Source organism: Bacillus sp. 522_BSPC (assembly GCF_001076885.1).
GTDB lineage: Bacteria > Bacillota > Bacilli > Bacillales > Cytobacillaceae > Niallia > Niallia hominis.
In genome coordinates, this window is the sequence record NZ_JVDT01000118.1 from 54,118 (window position 1) to 72,498 (window position 18,381).

Below are 18,381 nucleotides of genomic sequence, written 5' to 3' on the forward strand. Positions count from 1 at the left end.
TTCTTTGTGGAAGGATTACGGCAAGGTGATTTTACCACGCTTGTCATATTTTTTACTAATCTTCTCCAATAAATGTATCACATAGCGCCAATTCGTTTCCCATGGATAGTAAACTCCAACAGATTACGTAAACTCTTGGTCACAGCGACGCCTCGAATAATCTTGTTTCAGAGGGGACTTTGTTGTGATTTCAGTTGGAATTTGTTAAAGAAGAAGTACAGCAATTATGGTGTTTTCTTTTTTTATTTTGGTAGGAAAATTGATTGTTCTGTAGAATATTGGAGTGGTAGATTGTGATGACCTTAAGATGTTGGGCGTAGGATACTTAAATGAAGATTTCGAGTGAGACATAATGCCTTTAAGAAAATAGTGCATATACCAGAGCCTTTTTATGACATTATTTCCAAGGAAAATCAACGTAACAACCTGTTTCAGAATATCAGATTTTCAAGCCTTTCTTCCTATCCTAACACAACTCTATGGAAAGTACCCCTTTGAAATCTCCTCTTATTGCCTCATGTATAATCACTTCCATTTACAATTAGTTCAAAGTACCCGTTTTAAATGGAGCTGATCAATAAACGTTTCGCCAATTACTATAACACTGAATTTCACAAATAGTATTTCCTCGTATTTCCTCAATCAGGCTTTCTTATTGATATTTTTATTAAATAATAGGTGCTAGATACCCTATATAGAGAGGTTTTATGATTCCCATCTTAATTTGCCACAGAGAGAAAGTATCCTTATAAAAATGGAAGGAAGTAGATAATAATTAAAATTTTGTTTTTTGAATTGATAAATTATGGTAGTATTAATATGGGAAAATTAACTAATAAAATGATTCTTTTGGAATGTTTATCAAATTTTTGCTGGTTGATTAGACCTATTTTAGGAAGAGGGGGATATTTAAAAGTTGAATAGGACCGAAAATGTAAGGAACAAGAAAAAGATTACTATACTTGTACTGGCTTTATTATTATTAATAATATCTTTAGGTACTTATTTTACTGTACAAGTTGTTAATGCTAGAACAATTGATGAACAGTTGAAAATTGGTAATAAGTTTTATGAAGAGCAAAAATATGAAGAAGCAATTATAGCATATGAACAAGTGTTGGATATCGATCCCAAGAACACAGAAGCTCGTATTGGTATAGCAAAATCTTATGTGGCATTAGAAAAGCATGTTAAGGCAGTAGAAGTATTGGTAGCGGGAATTAAAATTGTTCCTAAATCTGCTAGTCTCTACTTGGAGTTAAGCGATGTAAAACTAATGCAAGAAGATATATTAGGAGCGATTGAATCTCTAGATGAGGGATTTGGAGTGACTAATGATAGCAAGATTAAGGAACAATTAAAAGAAATAGATGAAGATTTAATTCTAGTTTCTGATAGAGACAAGGTACAAATAGGAAAAACCGCTGAATTAAAAGTATTATATACAAAGCAAAATGATAATTCTTCTAAAGAAAAAGAACAAGAAAAAGAAAAAGAACAGAATGCTAATGAATCGAATGAAGAAAGTGATAATCAGCCTGCAAGTAATGATACTACTGACTCTACGAAAGATACTTCAGAGGAAACAGTTGAAAAGGATGAGGTAGAGAATATAACTACTGATGCTAATTCAACGGAAGAAACTTCAAAAAATGGCGATTCCGTTCAAAATACTGAGGATGTAAAGGATGAACAAAGTATTGTAGTTCACGCAAAGTGGTCTTTAGGTAAAGATGAATTGGCGGAACTATCAGAAAAAGAAAGTGATGTGAATACACTTCTTGCCAAAAAAGCTGGACAGGAGACTGTAACTGCACAAATTGGTTCTATCAAGAAAACAGTAGCTATTTCTATCCAAGAACATGTTCTTGAGAGTTTAGAAGTGATTGCAACCAAAAATAAAACAACAATTGGACAAGAAATTGGATTAAAAGCAATAGGAAAAGATGCTGACGGCAAAGAAATGGCTATAAATCCAGTGTGGTACATAGAAGAGGGCACCGGAACACTTGCCAAAGCAAGTGGAGCGGAGAATACCTTTGTTTCAAATGAAAATGGTGAATCTACTATTATAGCTAAAATTGATGGAAAAGAATTTAAGATAAAGCTCCAAGTAGAAGACAACAACTATACCCTTACAAAGCTGGTAGAGGGACAAGGTTCTATTATAAGTAGTCCTACTGGAACTACTTTTAAAGAAGGAGACTCGGTTCTTCTAAAAGCAGTCGCTGATGAAGGATGGGAATTCGTAGGATGGGATTCAACGATTAAAACGAATTCTGCTGAAGTTTCCATTGTGATGGATAATGATAAGTCCATTAAAGCTAAATTTAAACAGAAACCTAAATATTATACATTGAACTTAACGAAAAAAGGCGAGGGAACAATTAAGACTTCCTCCGATAGTACTAGCATTAAAGAAGGAACAACTGTTGAAATTACTGCAACGCCAGCTGCGGGGTGGGAATTTGATCATTGGGAAGGATCCATTTCTGGTAATCAACGTGATACTAAAGTGAAAATGAATGGTTCTAAGCAAATTAAAGCAGTATTTGTTGAAATAGAAGAAAAGCAACCAGAAGATGAACCAAAAGAAGATGAACCACAAGAGGACGAACCAAAAGAAGAACTAGTAATAATACCGGTTGATAACGAAACTCCAAAAGAACCTAAGTATTATACATTGGAAACATCTGTTGCTGGCCAAGGAAGTATTGGAAAAGCGGTTAGCAATAATAAATATGAACAAGATTCCCTTGTGGAACTTACTGCCAATGCTGCGGACGGGTGGGGATTTGATCATTGGGAAGTAGATGGAGTGAATGCAGGTCAATCTACAAAGCTAAGTGTTAAGATGAATAGCAATAAACATATAAAGGCCGTTTTTGTACAGTACGGTAGTATTATAGGCATGATTAGTAATGCAAAAACTGGAAAAGAAGTTCCAGAGGTAAATGTTAAATTAAGAACTGGACTTGATAATCATTCGAGTAATCCAATTCTAGTTACCAAAACAAATAATGACGGTAATTATTCGTTTGCAAATATTTTTCCAGGTGAATATACGATGGAGATATCTTTAAATGAATATACAACTAAATTTATCAATGTTGTAGTGGAAACAGGAACAGTCGTCAAGAAGAATGAATCCATTATGCCTTTTGAAACAGAGATAAGTGATTTTGTGGTTGTATTATCTTGGAATGACTTGCCGAGTGACTTAGACGCACATTTAACTGGGCCAAAATTAAATTCGACCGAACGCTTCCATATTTTTTATAATAATGAAATTTATGAAGAGAATGGTGTTAAATATGCGGAACTAGATGTGGATGATGTAAATGGATATGGTCCTGAAACAATCACTTCATTTAAACAAGTAGATGGTGTATATAGATTTTTTGTAAACAATTATTCTCTAGACGCACCTTTAGTTAAAAGTGGAGCAAAGGTAGAACTTTACAAAGACGGAAACCTTATTAAGGTATTTAATATTCCAACTAGCGGTGAAGGGGAATATTGGAATGTATTTGAAATTAATAATGGTATTCTCACGACAATAAATCAAATAAGTTCTCAGTCTATGGAATAATCACAAATATAGTAAATGGGGTGTCGCAAAGGTATGATACTTTTGCGATACTCTTTATTCTAATTATTAAATACAAGGAGTTTAAAAGAATGCATAAAAAGATAATGGCTAGTATGATAATTTTACTTATCACACTATTCTTCACAAGGACAACTATTCTAGCTGCAGAAGATACAGTCACATTTAAAGATAAAAATTTAGAATCAGCAGTAAGAAGTGAGATAGATAAACCAAGTGGTGACATTCTTAAAAGTGATGTGAAAGATTTAACGGAACTAGATGCAACCAATAACAATATTACAACATTAGAAGGTATTGAAGAGATTCAGAACTTAGAGGAATTAAGACTAGGAGATAATAATATTTCGAATCTAACGCCATTAAAAGAGCTGGATAATTTAAAAATTCTATATTTATCAAACAATGAAGTGAAAAATATTGAGTCGTTAAAGGATTTAGACAAACTAGAGCGTCTATTCTTAAGCGATAACCAAGTTGAAAAAATAGAAGATTTAAAATCATTAAAAAAATTAAAAGTACTGAAAATAAGTGATAATCAGATTGAAGTTATCAATGGATTAAAGGATCTCATTAACTTAATGAATCTTGATATCTCTCACAATAATATAGAGGATTTATCTCCAATTCAACAATTAGTGAATTTAGAAGTTTTACATATTGAGGATAATGATATCGCTGATTTAAATGCATTAACAAATGCAACAAAATTAAAAGTACTTGGTGCTTCGGAAAATCCGATTGTATTAATTAAACCAATTGGAGCTTTATCCGAATTAGAAGTAGTGGAAATAAATGATGGGAAGGTAAAAGAGTTAGATAGCCTTAGAGCCTTAACAAAATTAAAGACACTACAACTAAAGAACAATAATATTAAGGAAATCGAAGCGCTGGAGGATTTATCCGAATTAGAAAATCTATATTTATCGGGAAATAATATTAAAGATTATACACCTGTTGAGGCTGTCTACGAAACACTTGATAAAAAGGATTTTACTTTAGCTGATGAAGAAAAATCTTCAGAAGAAAATAACGGGGAATCGTCTACAAATAATATTTTAGTATATATATTATTTGGGATCGTAATCCTTCAATCTATCATCCTGTTTTATATGTTTTTACATTCAAAAAGAAAATAAGAATAGGATAACCGTGAGAATAGAAATTATTCTCACGTTCTTTTCCATATAAAAAACTAAAAGGGAGTTTTTATGTCTAGTTCAGTTTCAGCCAATAAAGGTATCTTAAATATTTATATAAATGATGAATTGGTAAGTACATATGAATTTGATTTGAATAGCCAAAAAAAGATTTTGATTGGACGCTCCGCTAAAAATGATATTATCGTAAACTCTACTATTGTCTCCTCCCAACATGCAGAAATTTCGGTTCAAGATGGGGTTTGTGAAATTAGGGATTTAAACAGTACAAATGGGATTTTAATAGATAAAGAAAAAGTGAAAGAAAAAAAGCTTGAAAAGGATATGCAAATACGTATTGATAATCCGGATGATCCTCATAACCAGGGAATTTTAATTTTATATACAGAATTAAAGACGGATAGTGTAGAAAAATGGAATAATATATTTTTAAAAGATAAAAAGAATATCATCATAGGTAGAGAAAGTACAAATGATATTAGGATTTCTCATAGTCTAGTTTCAAGAATGCATGCTGAAATCTACCAAGAGAAGAACGAATGGTATATTAAGGATCTAAATAGTACGAATGGTACATTTGTAAATGGAAAACAAGTGAAAAGTGCCACAAAACTAAATGTTATGGATACTATTTATATTGGCCAAACAAAGTTTGTCGTTCAACAAAATAAAATAATCTATAATTCGAATGTTCAAGGATTACAATTGGATGCAATCGATATTAGCAAGGTTGTAAAAGATTCAAATGCGGGCTTTTTTAGTGAAAAAAAAGAGAAAAAGATACTTGATCATATTAGTATAAGCATTAAACCAGGTGAACTAGTTGCTTTAATTGGTGGAAGTGGTGCTGGAAAATCAACTTTTATGGATACAATCAATGGATTCCGGCCAGCAACGGAGGGAACAGTTCTTGTTAATGGGGATGATTTTTATGCGAATTTTAATGCATATAAAAATATAATGGGATACGTCCCTCAACAGGATATTGTTTATGATTCTCTTACAGTACATCAAATGTTAACATATGCAGCTAAATTAAGAATGCCCGAGGATTCTAATGACCAGGAAATTGAGCAAAAGGTAAAGGAAGTAATAGCAGATGTCGAATTGACAGGCAGAGAAGAGTTAGTTATTAGCCAACTAAGTGGTGGGCAAAGAAAAAGAGCGAGTATAGCTGTAGAACTATTAGCAGATCCAAAGTTATTTTTCCTAGATGAACCAACTTCTGGGTTAGATCCAGGAATGGAACGGAATATGATGCGATTACTTCGAAAGCTTTCTAATATGGGGAAAACTGTTATTCTGATTACGCATGCTACAGCAAATTTACATCTGTGTGATAAGGTTGTTTTTCTAGGATATGGTGGAAGACTTTGTTATTTTGGACCTCCAAGTGGGGCACAGGAGTTTTTTAATGTAACTGACTATACAGATATATATGATTTGATTAATAATGAATCAGAATTCTGGCAGGATAAATTTGTGAAATCGCAGCATTATTCCTATTATCAATCTTTAAAAGGAAAAAAGGTGACAAAACATACCAAAGAAAAGGGACCTAGTAGGAGTTCTGTGAAACAATTTGGCATTCTTTGTTCCAGATACATGAAACTTACTTTAATTGATAGACAGCGGTTCTTATTTTTGATTATTCAAGCACCTATCATAGCGCTCCTTCTAGGACAAGTTAGTGAACGAGATTCTTTTTTCTTTTATGAGTCTTCGAAACAAATAATTTTTACTGCTGCATCTTCGGCTGTGTGGGTAGGTCTTTTAAATTCTATTCAAGAAATTACCAAAGAAAAGGTTATTTTTCTAAGAGAAAGGACAGTTAATTTAAAATTAGCGCCATATATTTTATCTAAGATGACTGTATTGGGTGTATTGGGCTTCATTCAGTCCATTTTATTTGTTCTTATTCTTAAATTGGTTACTGATTTTCCATCTACTGATTTGATTGGAAGCTTAGTGCTTGAAGTCATCATCACTTTTTTCCTAACTGTAGTTGCTTCGAGCGCTTTTGGTTTAGTCATTTCTTGTATTGTTGCAAATTCAGATCGTGCAATGGGGCTTGCTCCAATTATTCTTATTCCTCAACTAATATTTAACGGTTTAGTATTTGAATTAAAAGGAATTACTGAATTTTTCTCTAACTTCATTCTTAGTAAGTGGGCAGCAAGAGCATTGAGTATCTCTTTTGATTTAAATGGTGTACCGATGGAAATAGAGACGAAAGTAGCTGTTCCGCCAAGGGACTTACCAGACTACTATGATCACAGTTTAGCATTGCTATATCAAAACTGGGGGATTCTCCTGGGTATTTCCATTATTTCTATATTATTGTGCTTAATCCTATTAAAAGAAAAGAAAAAAGCCTAGGAGGTAAATGAAATGGGTATGGAGATTATTTATATAATTGTTGGTGCAATAGTTCTCATCAATATTATGTTATTTATTATTATTACAAAAAATAAAAAGCGAAATGATGTCATTAAAGTAGATACCACTAAGGCATCTAATTCCTCTCCTGTTTATAAACAAATGGTACAGGAAAACGTGGCGGATGAGTATTCTAAAACAGAAGTACTAGGTTCAAAGAAGGAACAAAAACCTGAATGGAAAATGCAAAACGAGAACTTAAATGAAGGCATGAATGATAAAACAGAAGTATTAGGAGGGATTTCTAATTTCACTACTCAAGAAAAAGCTCAATTAAAGGAACAATATTCTGTAGATGAAACAATGATATTGGCTGAAGTGCCGAATTATATAGATAAAAAAGTAATTCGCACAATAGAATATAAAAAAGCTGATGACTTAGAATTGTATAAATGGAATGAAGAGGAGGTAATTGTTATTGGAAGAGATCCGGAAAATAGTGATCTAACAATAACAAGTGATAACTTTATTGGAAGAATCCATGCCCTAATCTATAAAAAGTCAGATAAATATTTCCTAGTCGATTTAAACAGTAAAAATGGTACATTTATTGACAATATAGCCTTAAAGGGACAAAAAGAAATAGCTCTACAAAAGCCATTTCAGCTTGGAAAAACACAACTAGTAATCAAATAATGGAGGTAAGATACGTGCCTAATCATTCCTTAGAAGAAACAGAAGTACTAAATCCTTTTGTTAAATTTGGGTTTTGTACCAATAGAGGGATTCGTATAGAAAATCAGGACTCGTATTTAATTCATATTAATCAAAATGTGGCTTCCTTTGCGGTTGCTGATGGGGCTGGAGGACATCAATTTGGAAAACAAGCTAGTAAGTTAACAGTAGATGCCATAAAAAGGGAATTGGATTCTAATACGGACAATTCCCCTGCATATGTCTCATTATTAATGAAGAAAAAATACGAACAAATTAATAGTTATGTATATGAGGAAGGAAAAAAGCGGAATGCTGTTATGGCAACAACCTTAGCTCTCCTTCATATATTTTCTGGAAAAATCATTATTAGTAATGTAGGAGATACAAAAATATTAAGAATAAGAGATAAGAAAATTTCCTGTGTTTCTGAAATTCATACAGTTGCTTGGATGGAATTTATGGAAAACAAAATTAATGCGGAAGAATTAGATAATCATAAATTTAAGCATGTATTAACACGTGCTATTGGTGCTAGGGACCAAATAATACCTTTTATGCAAACAAAAAAAGCTTTGCCAAAAGATATATATATTATATGTACGGATGGTTTATATAATTTTATTTCTGAAGATACTTTACTAGATATTTTTACAAATACTACTGATGACTTTAATGAATTATGTTATCAGTCTGTTCAAAAAGCATTAAAGAATAATAGTAATGATAATGTAACGTTAATTGCAGTACAAGTGATGTAAGTCTGGAGTTGAGGATATGAATTTAGAGGTCGGACAAACATTTGACGGAAAATATTCTATTTTGAGCATACTGGGAAAAGGTGGAATGGGAACAGTCTATAAGGCTCAAAATATAAAACTTGGTACATTATGGGCAATCAAGCAGGTCAATAAAAATTTGAATCAATCTATTGATTTGTTGGCCGAGCCAAATATTATGAAAAAACTAAACCATCCATCCCTGCCTCGGATATTTGACATCATTGAGAATGAGCATTATTTATATATTGTCTTAGATTATGTGGAAGGTGTTTCTTTAGATAAAGAATTAAAAGCACTTGGCAGAATTCCTGAAAGAGATGTAGTTGAATGGGCAAAGCAAATTTGTGAAGTTTATATATACTTACATGAATATAGACCGAATCCAATTATCTATCGAGATATGAAACCATCTAACTTAATGAGAGTGCCAGATGGTTCGATTAAAGTAATTGACTTTGGGATTGCTCGAGAATATAAAGAGGAGTCTAGTACAGATACACAAAAACTAGGTACAGATGGTTATGCTGCCCCAGAACAAAGAGGAAAAGCACAAACGGATGAACGATCAGATATTTATAGTCTAGGTGTAACCCTATATCATCTAGTTACAGGATTAGGTCCTGCGGATATATTTGAATTTAAGCCTATTAGACAAATTAATCCTTCCTTTTCGGAGGGATTAGAGGAAATATTAATTAAGACACTTCGTCCCAATCCTAATGATAGATATCAATCAGCAAAAGAATTATTATCTGATTTAAACAATATCGACAAATTGTCTTCAGCCTATAAATTAGAAAGAAGAAAAAGATTATTTATATCATTAAGTTTAGTAAGTAGCCTCTGCTTTTTTGTTCTGCTTACTTTTGGAGGATTCTCAGAAATAAAGGCATCTCAATTTGACGAATACAACGTTATGATAAAAGAAGGAAATAAAGCAATTGATGCATATCAATTTGCAGAAGCAGAGAAAGCTTTTAAAAAAGCCATAGAAAAACTTCCTGAAGAATCAGATGCTTATAAAGGGTTAGTAAAGAATCTATATGTTCAAGGAAAATATAGTGATTCGATTAACTATGCTCAGAAAATCTTACCATTAATAAAAGAAGATAAGAGCATAGAATCGGAAATATATTATTATATTGGTTCCGCTTATTTTGAAACCGAAGATTTTGATAAAGCAATTGAGTATTTGCAAAAAGCTAGTACACTTTCTCCAGAATATACTTTGTATCAAAGGGATTTAGCTGTTTCATTAGCGAAAAATGGACAAACAGCACAAGCAATGGATATTTTGGAAAAGATGGAGAAGTTGAACTTAGATGAGGAAGTGACATGGTATCTAACCGGTGAAATTTCAGGTGCAGAAGGAAAGGTGGAAGATGCACTACATGCCTTTGAAAAAGTGTTGGAAGAAGGTAATGATCCATATATAAAAACAAAAAGCACACTAGAAATTGCTAAACTATATAAAAATAATAAAGAGCTACTAAAAGATACAGCAATTGATAAAAGGATAAAAACTTTAGAGAGTGGACTAGATAAATCAGAAGGTAACAATGATCTCTTAATCATTGAAATGCTTGCAGAAGCATATTATGAAAAAGCACTATATGAAAATAATAATACTTCCTTTTTTGAAAAATCGATTCAAAGGTTTACTCAATTGTTAGACAACGGGTACGAACGTCCATATTTATACAGAAATATTGCTATTATTTATCAGACTATGAATAGATTAGAAGATAGCGAGAAAACTTTACTGTTAATGAAGGAAAAATATCCTACTGAATATACTTGTTATTCTCAACTTGCTTTGCTTTATGCAAATATGGAAAATATAAAAGAAGAAGACGAACGAGACTTTAGTAAAGTAGTTGAAAATTATAATCTAGCTTTGAAATATAGTCCTGAAGGTGAAGCAACTCCAGAAATGAAGCCGTTAGTTAATTTGATTAATGAATTGAAGGATAAAAATTGGATTGAATAGGAGGAGGCTCATTGATATCAAAAGGGATAATTATGGTTATAATAGGCATAATCGGAAGTATAGGATCTATTATTCTACTATTTCTTCATTTATTTAAAAAAACTGCTGCAGATGAAACGGTATATGAATATGAAGCTAACATTCCTATAGAAACAATGGATATGAATAGTACCAAGACGATGAAATTTGATACAGAAAAAAATAAATCAAAACGATGGAATAATGGTATCAGTAAAAATATGAAGAAGTCAAAGTTAATGAGAGAAAATGAGGATAGTAGTAATAAAAAAAGTATACTAAATAAATCTCATGATATGCCAGTTGCAGAAGATCAGGCCGTATTACATGATCCTATTTATGAAGCTAACACTGGTACAGAAGTACTATTACAGGCTGTTGATGAAACATTAATCTTAGAGGACATTCAAGTTGAAAGTAGCAGCAAAGAGACGACAATCAAGGGTAGTGAAAAACAGCATAGGTCGATGAATGGGATAGAAGAAACTGTGTTATTGGAAGAACCAAATGGAGATACCATAAGGGAAGTAGAGAATAATTTGTTGGAAGATAGAATAGAGCCAACAGAAATATTGAAAACTGAGTCAATAAAATGAATGAAATTTTAAAATATGGAGCAAATTAAGCTCCATATTTTTATGTATTTTCCCCAAAAATTATAATGAGTCAAAGCTATTGGAAATTGGTATAAAGTTACCGAATATTCCGATCACCTTTACTTCCTGTTCTTCATAGGTAGTAGTGAATAGAGAACCAATGAGAAAGCTTTTTTTATTTGTCGTACTAGAAATAACACTATTGCCAAATAGTTCAATTCCTATGCTTGCTAAAGTATTGTCCTCTCCAACTGCCTCATTCAATTTATTCGAAGCCCAGTCAACATACTCTGCTTTTGTAGGATTAGTGAAAGCCATTAATAGGATGATTGCAATTACGATAATCAAAGATAATTTTTTTTTCAAATCTTCACCTCCTTTGTAAGTTTCTACTAATTTATTATAGCGTTTTTAGGTGTCAGCTACCACACAAAAATAGTTTCAATATGGTATTATGTATGATTATTCTTGTTCAATTCGAAAGTGTTTGTCTGGAATTAATGAGATTCTATTGGTATTAAATAATGCAGGGTTAATCCTGCTTTTTAATAGGTGATTTGTAAAACATGTTTGACTTTATTCCAATTAATGTTATTATAATGTCAAACGTTCTTTACATATTTGTGGGTGATATCTTGGAAAATAATATTCAATTTCAAAGGAAGATGAAGGGTTTGTCTCAAGAAGAACTTGCTAAAAGATGTAGTGTTTCAAGACAAACCATTAATGCCATTGAGAATAACAAGTACGACCCTAGTTTACAGCTGGCATTTACTTTGTCTAATGTTTTAGGTATTCCTCTTGAAGCATTATTTATTTTTAAATACGAAAGGAATGAAGAAAAGTGACAACTGTAAAAAAGGTTAGTTTAATTTGTTCTCTAGTTTTAATTACTTCTATCGGTGGGTTTGGTATTTATGAATGGATTGCAAAAGATGAAATTAACGCAACAACAATCTTTTATTTGTTTTTAGGGATTGGATTTTTATTCCATTCCTTGACTTGGGGAGAAATGGAAGGGAAACATGAAGGGAAAAAAGATGAATTAGAAAAACATATTACACTATTAAGTTCAAAAATTAGTTATTATCTGTTACTTGTATTAATGGTGCTTGTATTAATTTTAACTGAGCAAGTAACGGCAATGAATGATATAAAAAATCTTCCACTTGTGATTGTTATCGGACTTGCGTTTGTAACACTTCCCATTACGGAGTTCGTGGTTTCAAGAAAGTACCGTTAGCAGGGACATGGGGGTCAGGTTCCTTGTCCCAACTCTAGAGATACACCGAAAAATCCTGTTTCACAGTCACAGGAAGATATCTGTGGGATTGCCGATGGAAAAATAAACGATATAAAAAGTTAATCGATTAGGCGCTAATCCTTCTTGAATTAGCGCCCTTAAAATATTGCGTCATCTACTCTACTAATCTATGCTTCATATTACCTCTAACTACTACTTTTAAATAGGGTTCCTCTTTTTCGTATTCAAAGAGACCGATATAATCTATTCCATGATAATTCAAATATATTTCTTCTGTATGTTCCGTCGTTTTTTATTTTTGTTCCTAATATATGCCTCTCATGAGGAGATGACATAAGTTCTTCTCTTCCATTAACTGCATTATCAGTATCTATAAGGATATAAGAAACGAGCATGAAATAGGGAATATCAAAATCTCTATCTACAAATTCTTTAATATCTAATTGTATTGTGTCTGTTTCTAAGAATGTTTTAACATACTCTACATCATTAAACTTCTCCACCAATTCATAAACTTCCCTAGATTCAGTGATATAGTCTATCGGAATGGGGGGAATAAAAAAATGAAGCACGGTGTTCGTTAGCATCCCAAAAATTACTGTTAGAAGCATTATTTTTTTCTCTTTCTAAAAAGATTACTCCCAGTATTATTCCTATTGGTATAGTAATAGAATCTGTTTTAAATGAAACAAATGTAATAATGTATAGGAATGTTAGCTTCATAAAAAGAATTGGATTTTTTTCCTTCTGAAGAATAAAGACAGAGATACATAGTAGGAAATAAATGGCGTTCGCTATAATGAATTGCATAAATCCTCCTTTCCTGTTAATCACTTTATAGAATGGTTAAGCTGGCAGAATACTATCCTTGGAGTAGCTATCAATATTATAAGGAAGCATTCCACAGTACTTGTTTTATGAATATTAATTATTTACTAGATTATTATGAAGGGACATGGACGCAGAAACGGGAAAAGTACTGTAGTTATAAGCCGCTAAAAAAATGATTCATGGAAAAGAAAGACCCTAATTCTAACTGTATTTTCTTGTTCTGCTAAATAAAAAGTTAACATTCAATTCAATCTGAATCATATTAATGACTCAGAAGTGCCATAATGCTTTTATCTTTCAATAATCAATTCATACTCTTTCTTAAGCTCGCCTATTTTCGCCAGTAATTCTTTTCCTTTCACATCTTCATTCAATTTTTTCCCATCAGTCACCATAGGCGTTTTATTGTAGACTTTTCTCACCCCGAAGCTAATCCCATCGCCTGTAATGGATGATTGAATATTAATTTTTCCAGGAAAACGTATTAATAGGTTCATTAATTTTTTTACAATAAGATTATTTGAATTGTTCAATATGTTTAGTAACTCATAATCAGTTAAAAAAGCAATAGTAGAATCAACGGTACCCTCGAAATTTAGACTAATTGCCTCTGCAAGTATTCGATCAGCAGCTAATAAATGGGGAGATAAAAATAATTCATGATCCATTAAGGCCAATTCCATTATGTAAAGAGCTGTTTCACAATCAGCTATTACTCCTTTTTTGGAACAATTAATAGAACTCAATACATCTTTGGGGAGTCTATCTATTCCTCCGTTCATATAAGTATCCCTAAAAAAACTGTCTAAGTGATCCAGCCCCATTATCTCATCCGTTCCTGTGAGTTGATTTTGTGAGTTTAAAAAGTGTATCACTTCTAAAGAAGTAAGATTAATTTTATTCAATATACTTTCTATTTCCCAATCTTTCACGTATTTTTCAGTCAGTTCATGATGATTAAATCCTAACGTTCTTTCAACTGAATGGGAGAAAGGTAAATGGCCAATGTCGTGTAAAATAGCAGCAGCTCTAGCTAAGTTATCATTAGGAAAAAAGGAAGCTGTCAATTTCCAAACACCTATCGTATGTTCATACCTAGAATGGACTACAGGTGATATCAGCGAGCCTGCCCCAAAATGGGATAATTGCTTCAATCTTCTTACATAACTCGTATTAAAAAGGTCAACTTCCCATTCATTTAATTCAACTTCTGGATATAATGGTTCGTTTATATAGCTATAATTTTCTAGCATAATCAAATCCCCCTTGAGAAAAAAATTATTGGTATCTTATTTAGTAGATATGAATAATCTTGGTGCCCTTTGCGGAATGGCAAGTCAATTATAAGAATATTAAAACCTTTTGTATCATGTTTCCTTTTTAACACGCTCATGAACTCATTTAGAAGAACAAGATGCTATACAGAAAGCAGTTATAAAACTTCAAGTTTAAAAAGTCGATAGAACAAGCTATCGACTTTTTGAAAGCAAAAAATGGAGAGGTTTAAATTTAAGATGACGGAATTCTATTTAGCTTGTGATTCATTGAAAATATAAGCAGAACTAAAACAAATGATTTTGGACTTTTATATTAACTTAGTCCTTTGACTTATCCTGTTCCATCTTTTCACTATAGTAAAAAAATGCATTATAAGCAAGAAAGCTAGCAATGCCTAGTACACCTACAACCGTTACGATGAAAATGCTCATTCTCATTAAACCTCCATTCCTATTGCTAGTATATGAATATTTATCACGAAAACGCGGAATTACTGTAGAATTCTGAAATGACTGACTGTTATAATTATAACAAATTTATGGAAACAGTGATGCCATAAAAATTATGTTTCATGGGAGGGATATAGATTCTTGGTCACAGGGACGCCTCGGAATTTGTCGAAGATTAATAGAGAGTTAGATTGTGTGAGTGTGATGAACTGAAATAGCAACTGAATGGTGTAAGGGTGGTTGGGTGTTGAGCTTTAATGGTGTTGCTTGCTGCTTTGTTTGGGCAATATATTCAAGTGGGACCGAAAATTATTTCATTTTATTATTTACAATTTTTTTATATACTACTTTGTATATTCAAATCGTACTAGAAAAATCAGAGAAACTGCTGTTTATTTTAAAAGCTTATTTATTCAAATTAAAGAATCAAAAAAAGAAGATAAGCACCGAACCAAAAAATGCTCTAAATAAAGGTATGGTTACTTTTCCCCGAATTTATACATGTGTACTAATAGGGGCTCGCTGCACAGGGACGCCCCGAAATTTGTCGGAGATTTATAGAGAATTAGATGGTGTGAATGATAAATTTTGGAGGTTGTTGGCGTTTTGCCTTTTCCAATGGCGAACCAAGATTTAAAAAGTAGACAATTGTAACGGTTAAGTAGAAATGGTTCTTACGCTAATTAGATGAAGTGCACCAAACAAATAAAGGTACATGTTTATGTTTACTTAAAACAACTCACTATACATGTACTTTCAATTAGTATATTATTACGTTATAACAGTATTACGTAATAATTGTATAAACGGTAAGATGCTTGCATATAATAAGGAGGAGAACAAAATGGCGGTGACTAATGTGGAACGTAAAATTGTACGTATCGGCAATAGCCTTGGTATCACATTACCACAAGAAGTGCTTGATCATCTGAAGGTGAAACAGGGCGATGAAATCAAGCTACAGCTTGAGAAGGATGGTACCGTATCCTTTAAACGACAAAAGAAACTGAATTACGATGCGTTAGATGGTATTGACCAGGATTTCCTTGATGGTATGCAGGAGTTATTTGAAAACTACGATCAGACGCTCAAGAATTTGGTGAATCGTTAAATAAATGGTCAGGTATTTACATCAAAAAGAACTCATCCTCATCAATGCTATGTTAATTAAAAGATACAGTCCTGGAGAGCAAATGGGGGTTAAGGACACAGCACTATTGGATAGTGCCATCAACCGGCCAAAACAAAGTGCTTTTGGTGAAGAAGCTTATCCTACCATCTGGTTAAAAGCTGCCGCATTATACAGCAGCATTGCCCAAAACCATGCTTTCCATAATGCAAACAAAAGAACTGCGTTTGCTGCAATGAAGCAATTTTTATGGGTAAACAGCTATCAGTTCGTTGCCCCTCAGAAAGAGGCAGAGGACTTTACTGTAGAATTGGTGGCAACAAAACCACCGATGGATATTCAGGAAGTTGCTAAATGGATTGAGAAACATACAAAAGAAAGATAAAAGGTATATGTAAATGTTTATGTTTGCGTATACCTTTTATCTTAATTACTCAACTTTCGCACCTTGAATAAAGATCCTGTTTCTTGAGGTCACAGTGACGCCCCGAAAAATCTTGTTTCACAGGTATGTTTCACTTTGACTTGTCGATTGATATTCATTTGGAACGGAATATCAATCGACAGAGAGGTGATAGTCGGACCGTACTTTCGCTGTTTTCCATTTAGACATTTTGCAAGGTTGAGATGGTAGAAGGGAAAGTGCGAATTTCTCCTCATCCTCAGGTGTGGTCACTGTGACCACGAATTAATGATTCTCCTCCAATTGTAAAATCACTTTCGTAAAAACTATAAAATCATTAATGTGTTTTTCTAGAATCGCCTCTAATATATCTAGCTCTAACGTCTGGTAGTCATGTACAGCAATATTTCGGAATCCGACCATATTCATCAATGTATTTGCTAAGCTTTTTTCAATTAATCCAGCATTTAGTAGCAATTTAAATGCTTCACGACTCGCTTTTGGTACTCCAAGCTTGCGTTTACTGACAATATGCATCGCTAAATAGATGCTCGCCTCACAAGCACGTTGAATATTTAAAATGATACTATCCTGTTTTGTAAAGTCCGTTAAGTTTGCAGGATTGTCCTCGTACACTTCATGAATACGTTTAACACAACGTTCAATTGTTGTCGCTTTATTTAAAATAACATCATTCATTGCCGAATACACTCCCTCTTTCTTTGATCGCACTAATAATTGTAGCACGCTGCTCACTTAACGTAGCATACATGCTATAAGCACGCATTTTTTGGCGTGTAAATTCGTTCTCGTCATGTATATAAATCGGATTGCCTTGCTCAAAAATCTGCATTGTAAATACTGTATCGATTTGTTTAATGTCGACTAAATCGACTTCCCGACCGGCAATTGCAGCAAGCTCAGAAGCGAGCATAAAACGTTCATAAGATGATAGCTTCTTGTCACTGAAATAAGCAAGATCGATATCACTTGCATCATGTGTCGTGCCTTTAGCGAATGAACCAAATAGAATGACGAAAGCTGGGTTTGTGTCTAGAATGATTTTATCAACTAACTTCTTTTGTAATTCTTCTTTTAGCATGCTTATCACCGTCCTTTCTCATATTATAAAGCTTATAAGGATAAACCGCACATATAGGGATAGGGACATGGGGTCAGGTTCCTTGTCCCAAACTCTAGAGATACACCTAGTTCTTGGTCACAGTGACGTCCCGAAATTTGTCGGAGATTTATAGAGAATTAGATGGTATGAATGATAAATTGAAATAGCAGCTGGATATTGGAGGTGTTGCTTTCTGCTTAGGAAAGGGGGGATAATCATAGAAAGATTTCTTCGTGGAAGGATTACGGCGAGGTGATTTTACCACGCTTGCCATATTTTTTACTAGTCTTCGCCAATAAATGTATCACATAGCGGCAATTCGTTTCCTATGCATAGTAAAGTCCAACAGATTACGCAATAAACTGTAGGATTTTTTTCATTGTTTTTTTCTAGGAATTGAATAACTAAATATTCGTTTGTAAAAGAAAAAGCATTGACTATTAAAAGAAATGCTAATGTTTTGAAAATGTATTTTCAAATGAAGTGAAGTAAACGACGTCGAAAAAGTAAAAGTGTCAAAATTAAATGAGTGAAAAAATTTAAATTTTTTTGTATTGACATGTAGACATTTTTAGTATGTATTAATCATATAGTTTTACCTCATTTATAATTTAATAGTTACCCAAACTTTATAAATAAATGAATCCTCAACCTT

The 18,381-nt window shown here is 32.7% G+C and carries 17 protein-coding genes; 12 read left to right on the top strand and 5 right to left on the bottom strand.

The features are described from left to right. Window positions 1–916 precede the first annotated feature (916 nt). The 7 genes from ADJ83_RS09250 to ADJ83_RS09280 all read left to right on the top strand — a co-directional run bounded on the left by ADJ83_RS09250 (window position 917) and on the right by ADJ83_RS09280 (window position 11,249). On the top strand, window positions 917–3,592 hold the full coding sequence (locus ADJ83_RS09250) for an InlB B-repeat-containing protein (protein ID WP_048717647.1): 2,676 nt from the start codon (window positions 917–919) through the stop codon (window positions 3,590–3,592). A gap of 89 nt (window positions 3,593–3,681) precedes the next feature. Next, complete coding sequence (locus ADJ83_RS09255; RefSeq protein WP_048717649.1) at window positions 3,682–4,749, top strand: leucine-rich repeat domain-containing protein; 1,068 nt, start codon at window positions 3,682–3,684, stop codon at window positions 4,747–4,749. 72 nt (window positions 4,750–4,821) lie between these two features. Then, window positions 4,822–7,149, top strand: coding sequence for an FHA domain-containing protein (locus ADJ83_RS09260; protein WP_048717651.1), 2,328 nt, complete (start codon window positions 4,822–4,824; stop codon window positions 7,147–7,149). Between the two features lie 12 nt (window positions 7,150–7,161). Beyond that, the gene (locus ADJ83_RS09265) at window positions 7,162–7,845 is read left to right on the top strand and encodes an FHA domain-containing protein (RefSeq protein WP_048717653.1); all 684 of its coding nucleotides are present in this window, start codon (window positions 7,162–7,164) and stop codon (window positions 7,843–7,845) included. A gap of 14 nt (window positions 7,846–7,859) precedes the next feature. Further along, a complete protein-coding gene (locus ADJ83_RS09270) occupies window positions 7,860–8,624 on the top strand; it encodes a PP2C family protein-serine/threonine phosphatase (protein WP_231512596.1) in 765 nt (254 codons plus the stop codon). A 16-nt stretch (window positions 8,625–8,640) separates the two neighbouring features. Continuing rightward, entirely contained in the window at window positions 8,641–10,635 is a 1,995-nt protein-coding gene (locus ADJ83_RS09275; RefSeq protein ID WP_048717655.1) for a serine/threonine-protein kinase, read from the top strand. 11 nt (window positions 10,636–10,646) lie between these two features. Beyond that, window positions 10,647–11,249 (top strand): hypothetical protein, encoded by a 603-nt coding sequence (locus ADJ83_RS09280; protein ID WP_048717657.1) that lies wholly within the window; start codon window positions 10,647–10,649, stop codon window positions 11,247–11,249. A gap of 60 nt (window positions 11,250–11,309) precedes the next feature. Here the strand turns inward: ADJ83_RS09280 and ADJ83_RS09285 are convergent, their stop codons facing one another. Beyond that, window positions 11,310–11,615 carry a DUF4359 domain-containing protein gene (locus ADJ83_RS09285; RefSeq protein ID WP_031539842.1) on the bottom strand — a complete coding sequence of 102 codons (306 nt, stop codon included), beginning with the start codon at window positions 11,613–11,615 and terminating at the stop codon, window positions 11,310–11,312. A 269-nt stretch (window positions 11,616–11,884) separates the two neighbouring features. On the opposite strand from ADJ83_RS09285, the gene ADJ83_RS09290 reads away from it, so the two are divergent. Together ADJ83_RS09290 and ADJ83_RS09295 are read left to right on the top strand one after the other, a co-directional pair. Then, a complete protein-coding gene (locus ADJ83_RS09290) occupies window positions 11,885–12,097 on the top strand; it encodes a helix-turn-helix transcriptional regulator (RefSeq protein ID WP_048717676.1) in 213 nt (70 codons plus the stop codon). Continuing rightward, a complete protein-coding gene (locus tag ADJ83_RS09295; RefSeq protein ID WP_048717659.1) occupies window positions 12,094–12,492 on the top strand; it encodes a hypothetical protein in 399 nt (132 codons plus the stop codon). The genes ADJ83_RS09290 and ADJ83_RS09295 overlap by 4 nt, the downstream gene beginning before the upstream one ends. 245 nt (window positions 12,493–12,737) lie before the next feature. On the opposite strand, the gene ADJ83_RS09300 is transcribed toward ADJ83_RS09295, so the two are convergent. Both ADJ83_RS09300 and ADJ83_RS09310 read right to left on the bottom strand, forming a co-directional pair. Then, on the bottom strand, window positions 12,738–13,124 hold the full coding sequence (locus ADJ83_RS09300) for a hypothetical protein (RefSeq protein WP_152910810.1): 387 nt from the start codon (window positions 13,122–13,124) through the stop codon (window positions 12,738–12,740). 510 nt (window positions 13,125–13,634) lie between these two features. After that, complete coding sequence (locus tag ADJ83_RS09310; RefSeq protein WP_048717663.1) at window positions 13,635–14,597, bottom strand: HD domain-containing protein; 963 nt, start codon at window positions 14,595–14,597, stop codon at window positions 13,635–13,637. Between the two features lie 721 nt (window positions 14,598–15,318). On the opposite strand from ADJ83_RS09310, the gene ADJ83_RS09315 reads away from it, so the two are divergent. The 3 genes from ADJ83_RS09315 to ADJ83_RS09325 all read left to right on the top strand — a co-directional run bounded on the left by ADJ83_RS09315 (window position 15,319) and on the right by ADJ83_RS09325 (window position 16,585). Continuing rightward, window positions 15,319–15,708: a hypothetical protein gene (locus ADJ83_RS09315; RefSeq protein ID WP_048717666.1), complete on the top strand. Its 390-nt coding sequence runs from the start codon at window positions 15,319–15,321 to the stop codon at window positions 15,706–15,708. A gap of 207 nt (window positions 15,709–15,915) precedes the next feature. Continuing rightward, complete coding sequence (locus ADJ83_RS09320; RefSeq protein ID WP_048717668.1) at window positions 15,916–16,182, top strand: AbrB/MazE/SpoVT family DNA-binding domain-containing protein; 267 nt, start codon at window positions 15,916–15,918, stop codon at window positions 16,180–16,182. Window positions 16,183–16,186: 4 nt separating this feature from the next. Next, entirely contained in the window at window positions 16,187–16,585 is a 399-nt protein-coding gene (locus tag ADJ83_RS09325) for a type II toxin-antitoxin system death-on-curing family toxin (protein ID WP_048717670.1), read from the top strand. A 303-nt stretch (window positions 16,586–16,888) separates the two neighbouring features. Here ADJ83_RS09325 and hepT read toward each other — a convergent pair whose 3' ends face one another. Together hepT and mntA are read right to left on the bottom strand one after the other, a co-directional pair. Beyond that, a complete protein-coding gene (hepT, locus tag ADJ83_RS09330) occupies window positions 16,889–17,302 on the bottom strand; it encodes a type VII toxin-antitoxin system HepT family RNase toxin (RefSeq protein WP_048717671.1) in 414 nt (137 codons plus the stop codon). Next, on the bottom strand, window positions 17,295–17,705 hold the full coding sequence (gene mntA, locus ADJ83_RS09335) for a type VII toxin-antitoxin system MntA family adenylyltransferase antitoxin (RefSeq protein WP_048717672.1): 411 nt from the start codon (window positions 17,703–17,705) through the stop codon (window positions 17,295–17,297). Before mntA ends, hepT begins: the two co-directional genes overlap by 8 nt. Window positions 17,706–18,381: the final 676 nt, after the last annotated feature.

Coding starts and splice junctions, on each gene's coding strand:
- hepT (WP_048717671.1), bottom strand. CDS start 17,302: ATGAATGATGTTATTTTAAATAAAGCGACAACAATTGAACGTTGTGTT.
- ADJ83_RS09320 (WP_048717668.1), top strand. CDS start 15,916: ATGGCGGTGACTAATGTGGAACGTAAAATTGTACGTATCGGCAATAGC.
- mntA (WP_048717672.1), bottom strand. CDS start 17,705: ATGCTAAAAGAAGAATTACAAAAGAAGTTAGTTGATAAAATCATTCTA.
- ADJ83_RS09325 (WP_048717670.1), top strand. CDS start 16,187: ATGGTCAGGTATTTACATCAAAAAGAACTCATCCTCATCAATGCTATG.
- ADJ83_RS09300 (WP_152910810.1), bottom strand. CDS start 13,124: ATGCTTCTAACAGTAATTTTTGGGATGCTAACGAACACCGTGCTTCAT.
- ADJ83_RS09260 (WP_048717651.1), top strand. CDS start 4,822: ATGTCTAGTTCAGTTTCAGCCAATAAAGGTATCTTAAATATTTATATA.
- ADJ83_RS09310 (WP_048717663.1), bottom strand. CDS start 14,597: ATGCTAGAAAATTATAGCTATATAAACGAACCATTATATCCAGAAGTT.
- ADJ83_RS09265 (WP_048717653.1), top strand. CDS start 7,162: ATGGGTATGGAGATTATTTATATAATTGTTGGTGCAATAGTTCTCATC.
- ADJ83_RS09275 (WP_048717655.1), top strand. CDS start 8,641: ATGAATTTAGAGGTCGGACAAACATTTGACGGAAAATATTCTATTTTG.
- ADJ83_RS09255 (WP_048717649.1), top strand. CDS start 3,682: ATGCATAAAAAGATAATGGCTAGTATGATAATTTTACTTATCACACTA.